Source organism: Synechococcus sp. A15-127, from assembly GCF_014280215.1.
In the GTDB taxonomy this organism is placed as follows: Bacteria; Cyanobacteriota; Cyanobacteriia; order PCC-6307; family Cyanobiaceae; genus Parasynechococcus.
The window spans coordinates 2,435,405-2,447,094 of the sequence record NZ_CP047948.1; the positions used below are offsets into that span (position 1 = coordinate 2,435,405).

The 11,690-nt window shown below is 50.5% G+C and carries 1 protein-coding gene; it reads left to right on the top strand.

The window, feature by feature from the left end; all coding sequences use genetic code 11:
• Positions 1–32: 32 nt before the first annotated feature.
• On the top strand, positions 33–11,609 hold the full coding sequence (locus tag SynA15127_RS12970; protein ID WP_186484441.1) for an Ig-like domain-containing protein: 11,577 nt from the start codon (positions 33–35) through the stop codon (positions 11,607–11,609).
• The last annotated feature ends 81 nt before the right edge of the window (positions 11,610–11,690 follow it).

The window sequence follows — 11,690 nt, forward strand, 5'->3', positions numbered from 1 at the left end:
AGGATGCAGCACTCACCTTCGGAGGCCGTCTGTTGTCCACACGTGAAGTGGCAGACGTCCTCGATCGCACTGCTGTTCAAGTGTTTGATGGTGACGATGAAAACAACAATGTCACAGCGACACTGAAGAACTACAAGAGGATGAACATCTACTCAGCCGTTCAACAGGTTGAGAGAATGTTTGTGGCTCCCACTGATGGTGGAGATAAAATCACTTACTACTTCACGTTCACCTATAGCAATGGTGATTCGTACAAAGGCTATGGCTATGCAACTGGCGCCGACGCCATCTACGCAGAAGGCCTAACGCCTGATGCCAACAACAGCGTCACCATTACAGATGTTGCCCTGACCGATTCGCAAGGAACCGCTGGAACTGGAACTGGAACCTATGAGATCCACAGCATCGTCAATGGAGCGGAAGGGGAAGTCGGCCGCGTTGAACTAACCGCCTACGACGACGTCGATACAGAGCATGGAAATGCGATTCAGGTGTACGGCTTTGGAACATCTGGACTGGGCTCAGAGAAAGGTGATGCATTTGGTGAAGATGGCAGCGAAGGGACGTTTGACTCTGGATTCACCAACAAAGACGAAGCAGACTTGGTCGAAAATGCCTATTTAGACATCCAGAAATACGGATTTGTCTACCGTTACAGCAGCAAGGCGAATTACACCGTTGACGAAAATGTGACACTTGCCGCCCAACTTAGCGGAAGCGACAACAACTTCACCATTGTTGGAGGAGCCGATCAAGAACGATTCACACTTGAAACGATTCAAATCGGAGATGAATCTTTCGGGGTCTTGAACTTCAAAGAACAACCGAATTTCGAGCAGGCAAACGATAGCGGCGCAGATAACACTTACAAAGTCAACATCCGTTCCAACGAAATCGCCACAATTAATGGCGCCCAAACCGAAATCGGGGTGATTCAGGAAGTCACGATCAATGTCAAAGATATCAACGAAAGCCCGACATTCCTGGATTCCACGATCAATCAAGATACAACTGATAAAGACCTCTATAAGGTTTCAGAAGGCACGACAACAGTCACAACGTTGCTGGCGAGCGATCCAGATGCTGCCGACCAAAATGCTTTGAGCTTCAGAATCGTAAACGACAGTTCAGCAACTGATACAGCAGCAGGTCTGTTCCAAATCGATGAGGCAACAGGAGAACTCAGCCTGATCAATCCACCCGATTACGAAGCACTAAAAGAAAACGGAAATTGGATCTTCGATCTCACCATTGAAGTACAAGATAACGGTGGCCCTGATAACGAGTTGGATGCGAGTGGTCAGCCGATCACTCTGAGCAACAGGCGTCAAATCCAGGTTGAAATTACAGATGTCGATGAGCATGACGTTGCATTCCTGGATCCAGCTGATAACGGCAGCGTTGCCGAAAATTCTCCGGGAGGAACGGAGGTTGGCATCACAGCCAACGCAATCGACAATGATGGCACAAATAACACCATTACCTACTCATTAAGTGATGCCTTGGATGGTGCTCTTTTCACCATCAACCCCATCAGCGGTGTCGTCACTGTCAAAAACGCAGATGGAATCGATTTTGAAACGGCCCAGAGTCACACCATTGAAGTGGTTGCACAGTCATCCGATGGATCGATAGACAAGCGTGAGTTCACAATCGATGTTGAAAATGTGATTGAAGCGTTGCCGTTTTTCAACAGCTCTGCAACGCGAAATCTGAATGAAGGAACCACAACTGTCACTACGTCGGACGACTTTGTCGCCGGTCAGGCCATTACAGATCCCGAATCTCAGGGTCCATACACGTACAGCATCACTGGCGGAGCTGACCAAAACCTGTTCAGCGTTGACGCCGGCAACGGATCCCTCAGCTTCGTCGCAGCACCTGACTTTGAAGGCCCATCCGATGCTGATACAAACAACGTCTATTCCGTGGAACTCACGGCTAGCAATGGAGCGGGAACCTCAACAGCAAAGCAAATCCTCACCATCAGGGTTAGCGATGTCAATGAGTCTGCCGTAAGCGCACCAGTCGATAGCAATGCGACTGATAATGCCCTGAACGAAAATGCACCCTCCGGGACAACGACTGGGATCCAAGCCTCCAGCACCGACGCGGATGGAACCAACAACGGTGTGACCTACAGCATTGTGGATGCACAGGGTGATGCACCGGCTAATACTTTCGGGATCAATCCCAACACAGGTATCATCTCAGTCCAGGTTCCAGATGTTCTGAATTTCGAGGCTAATTCCTCAGTCACGGTGACCGTGCGAGCGACATCTGAAGATGGTTCAACAGCAGATAAGCAATTCAGCATCCCTCTGAATAACATCAACGAGGAATTTGAACTCAGCTCTGCGACAAACTTCTCAATCAACGAAGGGAGCAATCGTACCGTTGGTCAACTCACAGCTGTCGACCATGACGGCACCACGGATTTTAATTACAACCTGGTAGGTGCCAATTCTGGAGATGCCAATTTCTTCAACATCGATGCATCAACAGGTGTACTGAGTTTCAAAATTGATCCTGATTACGAATCACTGGCAAGCCAATCAAGACCACACTTCCAATTCCAAGTCACAGCTTCAGATGTCGTTCCTACGGGAGCCAGCGGTGAACCATTCATCAAAACCATCGATGTTCAGGTAGACATCAATGATGTTGTTGAAAGAACAACAACTCTTCCAGGTTTCCTGAGTGGTGACAGCGCTCAAACTCAGGCCAATTCGATTGATTCTGAACTGTACACAGGCCATGGTTACGCCCAGGTCGTCGATCGTACACCCCTCTACACTCTGAACCAACAAGTGGTTGGGGATCACGGTGTTTATACCATCACTTCAGTACAGACTCTGAAACGTGATGCCGATGAGGTTGAGAAACTCGACAACAATGTCTTTATCGATAAATATTATGACTTCCAAGTGTCTCACGACATCCTGGATGCAAGCGGCAATACCATCACTCCGGCCGGGACCAAGCTGAGTTCCGACGACAGCAATCTTGACGCTGACGCAACAGCAGCATTCGCCATCCACACGCTGGGAAGTGGCAATAACGGTCTTGGTTCAGAGACCGGCGAAGCCTACAACTTCTTCCAGAACAATCCGAACTATGCCTTTTCTCCAGAACTCCAAGCTGATGTTGTAGGAAGCAGCCCAACAGACTACGCCTTTTATACTTTCACCTATTACTACGGCGATGGCACTGGCGACTTTTACACAGGTTATGGATTTACACACGAGGGGTCCTTTGGATTAAGCACCCAAGAGCAGAACAACAACCTATACGGAAACTGGAAAGCAATTCAGAACGGCAGAGCAGATGATGCCGGCACAACTGATGTGGATGAGTCGCGTGAATTGAAATACACAGCCAACAATGAGGGTTACTACATTATCGATAGCGTGTTCGCAAATGCGCCGCTGGATGACTCTGCGCTCGGTCTCGTTGGCATTGACGAATACTTCGACGCAGATTTTCTCAACAGGGAGGCTGGCGATACACAGGCCGGTGTTTACGCGCGAGATGTCATTGGTTACGGCGAAGCAAGTCTAGGAAGTGAAGCAGGACAAATTGTCGATTATGACGATGTCAGCTTTGACGTTTATTTCGGCAACACAGCAACATTGAACTCCACCTTTGATGGTTGGACCGACATGCGCTGGGATTGGTCAACCGATGGTGTTCATTACGATCTCAGTCTGCAAACACAAGAAGCCAATCTCGATTATCGAGGCACTGATCAAGACACCACAACGCATGAAGCGAACGATCTGGGTAGCCTCACCATCGACACCACGGCAGTGACGACAAAGGAACTAACCGGAAGTTCAGCAACACATGTCATCAACACAGATGGTTTCGCTGGAAACTGGATGGGCCGTGATCGTTTAATCACAAGCGAAAACACTCCTAATGCCGAACTGTTTGGCGGATGGATTCCGGAAGACATCGATCTGTTCAAATTCGTGGTGGATAGCTCAGGTGTCAACTTTGCAGCGATCGACAACTCAGGAGAATTGGTTGATGGTGCAGACCCAGTTCAGGCAAAAGGTGCTCGGGTCACCATCGAAACAAGCTTCCTGAAAAATGATGCCGGCGAAGTAGTTAATCCCTCAGTCGATACAATTCTGCGCTTGTTCAATGCTTACGGCGAACAAATCGGCTATGACGACGACTCTGGCACACTACCCTTCCAATCAAAAATCAATGCCAGACTTGCTGATGGTGAGTACTACCTCGGCGTCAGCGGTTACGACAACGACGGCTACAACCCTCTTCGCGAGGAAAACGCCATCGATGCCGATACAGGACGTTACGTACTCAACATCTCCACTGCTCCACTCCGAGAGATTGAAGCGCAAGATCGCAATGGCACCTTAGCGACAGCGCGCTTCGCAGCCGACCCAACCACCGGTGAAGGAGCGCTCGACATCATCAATTCAGCTTCTTTCAAAAACGGCTTCGATGTCCCCGTCTGGATCGGAACAGATCCGATTGACTATTCAGTGACCGGTGATGCTGCTAGCAACTGGTACACCGTCGGCCAGAAAGATGTCGACATGATCACGTTCGAAATTCCCAGCGAAGCTCGTGCAGGTGTCAAGACACCCATCACGATTCTCACCAGCCCGAAAGCAAGTCCGATGGCTTATGTGGAAGCCTATGAGGTGAATGGGGGAACGCTCACAGCAGCGATCAGCAGCCCAGCGAATATGGTCGACACGCTGAAGGCAAACACGCAGCATTACTTGCTGTTTGATTTCAATCGGGAAAATGTAAGCAACTTTGATCTGTCAGACATCGTTCTGTTCGACGGCAGCGCCATCTCAGATGCCATTGGTACATTTGATACCTCATATCTTGCAGCCGTCAATTCCTCCTATCAGGTCACGGCAGATGGAACAGCAGATAACACGACGACCGCAAACATGTTTGCCGTCAAATTCACTCCTGTGCAGGAGATGGCCTTTGATCCAGGTAAAGACAGAAGAGACACGTCCTTCCGAATTCGTGCCGCCGATGGCAACACCGATGTCGGCGTGATTGGAGCCTTCGATATGGATGCCGACATGGACGGTTTCTACGATGCGGAGATTGATACAGTCCTGAGACTATTCAACGCCGATCCAAGCAGTGAAACTTACGGCAACGAGTTGGCTGTTAATGATGATTATGGCCATGATGTTTATTCACGCCTTGATCTGAATCTTGATCCAGGCATTTACGCCGTCGCAGTTTCTGGCTACGGCAACGAGGAATATAAGGCTGTTCCTGCTGACACAACCGGAGCAGACGGTAGCCCTGACGGAACGGTAGACGGCTACGACGCTGCTGCTGCCACGGATCGATTCCGCGGTTCTACAGGCATTACGCAGTTGCACGTGATCGTCAATACCAACGTTCAATCTGACCCGAACGGAACACTCATCAATGCCGATACCATTGAATTAACGCCCGGCAACAGTCTTTCCCTCAACGAATCCTTCGGAACCGATCTCAACCGAGAGGATGGCACAACAAGGAATGTGCTTCTCGTCGACGACGTTGACCTTTACACCCTGAATGCCACTACAGATGGCAGATTACTGATTGATATCGACGCGGTAGCAGATTCCAATGAGAAGACAAAAGCAACCATGCTCCGTTTCTTCAACTCCCGAGGTGAAGAAATTGCCAGCGACACGGCTGGCAGCTATGCCCAGGACATCGCTGGCAACGTAACTGAAAGCACCGAGGCAGATCACAAGGGAAGCCATCTCAACGTAGAAGTGCTGGAAGATCAGACGTATTACATCGGGGTATCCCAGCTTGAAGGTCAACAGGACTATGAACCGACCTCAATCAACGGCCGATCAGTCAACACTGTGAACGAAGGTAGTTATCAGATACACATTGATTATCAACCCAATTTCAGCAGCCTTGAACTGGATGCCGACGGCTACATCGGCGCAACTTCGATCACCGATATTGATCTCAGCAGCAACAACTTCACAGGTGCCGGAACAATCGGGGATGACATCACCACCAACGACCTACTGGTGGGGCCTTCGGATATTGACTATTTCAGGGTCTTCTTCGATCGCAATGGAGAAGGCAATGCAACCAGCACAAACTCACGTATTCTGAGTGTTGAAGCAAAAGGTGTTGAGGCCACCGAGCGACTCGACGTGGCTCTGGATCTCTACACGATGAACGATGCTGGATCTGAATACCTACGTGTCAACGGCAATGATAATCAGGGTGACGTCAGCATCACTGACCCCAACGATGAAAACCGTGATGCCCACTTCAGCGCAAGCATCAACCCCGGCACCGAATATTTCCTTGCCGTACGAGGTTCCGGAAACGAAATCGTCAACCCGGAAAATCTCAGCCACTCGGTTGCTGGCAGCACAGGTGCCTACACCCTCACTGCATCTCTGGCTGCAGCGGTCACTGGCCGAGGCAACAGCACCCTCACAGGCTTTCTGAACAACTCCGTCAGCTACGACGGATCGGACCTCTCAACACTGCAAGGAAGCACATTCGATCTCGATCTGATTGCCGACTCCCTGGAGTCCACTGGCATTACAACAGGTGAGGACAACACAGCAGTGGAACTGGACAGTCCTGTGGTCCCCACCACCGGACTGATCTTTGAGGGAGAGATCGGCGTCGATGGCGGAGAGAACGCCCATCCCTTCGCAGACCTCTATCGCGCTGAACTGGGACTGGATGATGATGCACCTGTTCGCAGTGATTTCGTCGGTGCCGACGACATCGATTTGTTCCGCTTCAGCATCGCTCAGGCAGGGTCCTATGAACTGAGCACCAAGATTCTCGGCGATTCAACCCAACAGGCCGATCCGGACATCCGTCTGTTCAAAGCCGATGGCACCGAGCTCACCTCGTCGGCAAGCCTGGAGCATCCGTCCCAAGGACTCACGGAACAACTGGTGATTCAGCTCGCCGCTGGTGATTACATCGCCATGCTGTCCGGAGAGGGTGCTGCCACAGGTCAGAAACTGAAGATCGACACCAATGCGAGTACAGATGGTTCACAACCAGGGTTCGATGGCTCGCTTACGGAAGCCGAGTACATCGAACTAGGCCGCAACATGGGTGAGTACGAGTTCAAAGTCCGTCAAGCCGTCCTGGAGACAACAGAGGCTGAGCAACGTGGCACCACCGCTGGCTTCAACCTCAACATCCCGGTCAACATCGGCGGTCTGCGAGTCGCTGGCAACAGCAAGTCAGTCTTCCTCGTACGAACCGTCAATGGGGTTGAAACCGAAATTCCTGGTTCTGTCCACAAGGACGCAGTCACCAGCCGTCTGTCCTTCGTCCCCAGTGATCCCGCTGAGATGGCGCAACCGGGTCAATACGACTTCCGCATCCGAAAAGGTCACCTGCAGGGTCTGAATGCCGATGGTTCCCTGGCCATGGATCCCTCCACCGGCAATGCGCTCGTCGGATCTGTCTCTGGAAGCTTGCAGTTGACCACCGACGACACGGTGGAATCCACCACGATCCAGACCGTGACGAATGAAAGCAGGCTGGTCTACCTGCCAAGCTTCACCCGTGCCCCAGGCCAGGAGGTAAATCTTGAAGGTGGAGACGGAATCCCTGTTTACATCACCGACACCACTGATCTGCGCGAGTTAAGCGTCACAATGCACTTCGACCCAGGTTCACTCACTATTGCCAGCAGCAACACGATCACGCTGGCGAGTGACCTCACCGATGCAGGCTGGAGCGTCAGCTCCACGGATCTCGATCAAAGCAATGGTCGCTTGACCGTGACGTTGACCGGATCATCTGAACTAACCGCCATCGAAGATGATCGTGAACTGTTCCGCATCGATGCCAACGTACCGATGAACAGTACATTCCGATCAGAAGAACTGTTCGGAGTTGAGGCATCCGGCCGTAAAGACACAGGAGCGCCCCTGGACATCATGGGGTCGTCTGCACTGATGAAGATCGCCATCATGGGCGACAACGATGGCGACGGAGAAATCAAAGTCGGTGATGCAATCACTGTTCTGAGAAACATCGTCGGCCTCGATGAAGGCTTTACTGGCTATTCCTACACCGATCCCACAATTATCGGCGATACAGACGGCAGCGGCGCGTTGAGTGTTGGCGATGCAATTCAGGGACTTCGAACTATAGTTGGACTAGAGAACTCTGAATCCATGCAAGTGAACGACTACGTGAGCGATAGTATCGCCCAACTGGCAGGAGAAGGTGCAAGCCCCATAGATCCAATCGTACGCATCGGATCAACAACCGTCGCATCTGTTGTAGATGCAGCTGAAGATCTCAGCATTAGCCTTCCCGTTGATATCACTCTACTGGAAGAGGGTGTCACAGCCATCACAGGACTAGATATCAAGGTCAATTACGACCCAACAATTCTCAATTTCGTAGACGATGGTACGTCAACAGAAATTGAACTACTCACAGTCAACGTCCCGAACTTCAATGCTGTAGGCACGCTCTCAGGCGACAACAAGGCAGGTTGGTTGGTTGATCCCGGAACTGCGTTTTCCGGAGATGGCGTTTCCAAGCTGACTACCGGCGCCGCTGCTGCAATCGAGAATGGAACCTCCGGTGTCATAAGCGTTGCCATGGCATCGACAACTGGTATAACTATCGACGATCCAACTGCTATTACTACGGACAATCCGCTAACAATTGGCACATTGCTGATCAAGATTCCCAAGGGGACCGCTGATCAGATCTTCGACTTTGACCTCAAGATCGATGAAGTTACAATCACAGGCCTTGTTGGGGGTAACGCAACTGAACTCACCACCACAGATGTCATCGATGGTGTCGTGACACTGGGTGATGCTGTCGCTCCAGACACAACACCGCCTACCATCACGATCGCATCCGATGACGCATCGCTGACGATTGGTGAGACAGCTGGCATCAGCTTCACACTTTCTGAAGCAGCAACTGACTTCACCGTCGACGACGTTGTAGTGACGGGTGGTGCGCTCAGTGACTTCGCAGGGAGTGGCACGGCTTACACAGCCACGTTCACACCCACTGCCAACAGCACCACAGATGGTGTTGTTTCCGTGGCTGCAGGTGCCTTCAAAGATGCCGCCGACAATGCAAGCACCGGCGATGCATCAGTCTCCATGACTGTTGACACAAGGGATACGACACCCCCAACGGTCGCGATCACAACGAACAGCAGTGAACTGAGTGTTGGCGATACAGCAACCATCACCTTCACCTTGTCTGAAGCCTCGACGGACTTCACTGTTGACGATGTCACCGCGACCGGTGGTTCCATCAGCAACTTCTCTGGAAGCGGCACCAGCTATGCCGCCATGTTCACCCCCACTCCCGAAAGCACCACAACTGGTGTTGTTTCCGTCGCTCCAGGTGCCTTCAAAGATGCAGCCGACAATGCAAGCACCGGCGATGCATCCGTGAGCATGACGGTGAACACTGTCGTTCCTGACACCGCAGCTCCGACAGTTGCGATCACCACCAGCGATGACGCACTGACAACCAATGAAAGGGCAACCATCACCTTCACCCTTTCAGAGGATTCAGCTGACTTCACCGAAGATGATGTCACCGTCAGCGGTGGTTCACTCAGCAGCTTCAGCGGCGAAGGAACCACGTACACCGCAACCTTCACACCAACGGATGACAGCGTTGCCGATGGTGTCGTGAGCATCGACGCGGGCAAATTCACTGATGCGGCTGGGAATGCCAATACTGCTGGATCAGTCACAATGTCGGTGAATACCGACATCACAGCTCCAACGATTGCGATTACCACCAACGTCAACTCTCTCGGCATTGGTGAAACGGCCAACATCAGCTTCACCCTCTCAGAGACCTCAACAAACTTTGCGTTCGAAGATATAACCGTTGCTGGTGGTGCTCTAAGTGAATTTGACGGAAGCGGCAACTCCTACACCGCGACCTTTACTCCAACTGTCAACAGCGATGATGATGGAGTTGTATCTGTTGACGCTGAAAAATTCACCGATGCTGCTGGGAACCCCAACACTGCTCGATCGATAACACTCTCGGTCGACACCACAGACACAACGCCTCCATCAGTTGCTATCACAGCGGACGATCAAGAACTCACCATTGGTGAGACTGCTAATATCACCTTCACATTCTCTGAGCCTATACAGTCAGAATCACCTAAGAATTTCGAACTTGAAGATATTTTGGTAACCGGAGGCTCCATCAGCCAATTATCCGGAGAGAACCTTACTTACACTGCACTATTCACCCCAGAAGCTAACAGCACGACTGCCGGCGTCATCACAGTTCCCGTCGGAAGATACAACGACATCACCGGAAATGTAAACAATACACCGCAAAATATCATCATCAACATCAATACACTTATCCCTCCCACAATAACAATCAACCACGACCTGAATGATGTTAATTTAGATGCAAGTCAGATTGCAATTCAGTTCGTTCAAAGTGTGCCAACCGACTTCAAGCTCGAACACGTCAGCGTTACTGGTGGAGCGCTGACACTGCAAGATGCAACAACAGCAGATCAGCTCATCCGATACGGAACATTCACTCCATCAGTAAACAACGTTTCTGGCGATACAACAATTACAATTCCAGCCAATAGCTTCAAGGACGAGAACAACACATTCAATAATGTTGAAATCTCTAAGGCCATTGAAAATGATATCCCCACTCCGCCAACAACTCCGAGCACGCCCACAGAGACAAGTACAACTCCATCAACACCGAGTGCTTCCAGTCAAACACCGCCTGTCACAACAAGTACTGGTGAACCTGCAATTGGAACTACACCTCAGGGAGCCGCTATCAAGGCACCGACCAGCAATGCTTCCGAAGCAGCTAAAGCAGCAGTCAAAAATATCAAAACCTCCTCGGATATTGCGGTTCAAGCGACAGACAAGGGTGTGGTCGCAACAACAACCGGTGGCTCGAAAGTAACAGTCAAAGCAGAAATAGCAGACAAAGTCGAGATTGCCGAAGACAACACTGGTCGCCTGACATTGAAAGCCACTGAGAAAGTTGAAGATGTTGAAATTGTCGCCAACAAGCCTGACCTCAAGATTGATGGCTCCAAAATCAAAAACTCGACATTTGTTTTCGAGGAGGGCGTTACTGCAAATTTGGTCAGTACATCCAAAGTGCTGAATAACGCGAGCTTCACTATGCAGGAAGGCAAAGACAAGGCAACGTTTGAGAGTGGGACTCTCAAAAATTCGACAGTTGATACCGGTGCCGGTGGAGACGATATTGTGATTGGAGCTGATGCAACTGTCAAAAAGGCAACCTTTGACCTTGGCAGCGGTAAAGACGAAGTGGTTATTGAGGGTAAGGTCAAAAAGGCCGAATTCAATATGGGTGACGACAATCAAAAAGACAAAATACAAATTGACTCACTAGAAAATATCAAGAAAAAACTGACAATTGATAACTTTGGCAAGCGAGACAAGTTGGTTGTTGAAGGTGATAAATATGGCTATAAAGCCCTCCAAGAACTTGACGGCTCATTAGGAAAGATCGAAATCAATTTCCAGGATGAAGAGAATAATTCAAGTTCTGATATTGTCTCTGGCTTCGACTTCCTATAATAACTTTGACATCTAGTGCCACCAATCGGCACTAATGACATCACCCCAAAACCGCCAGTCACCAGCTGGCGGTTTTTTATT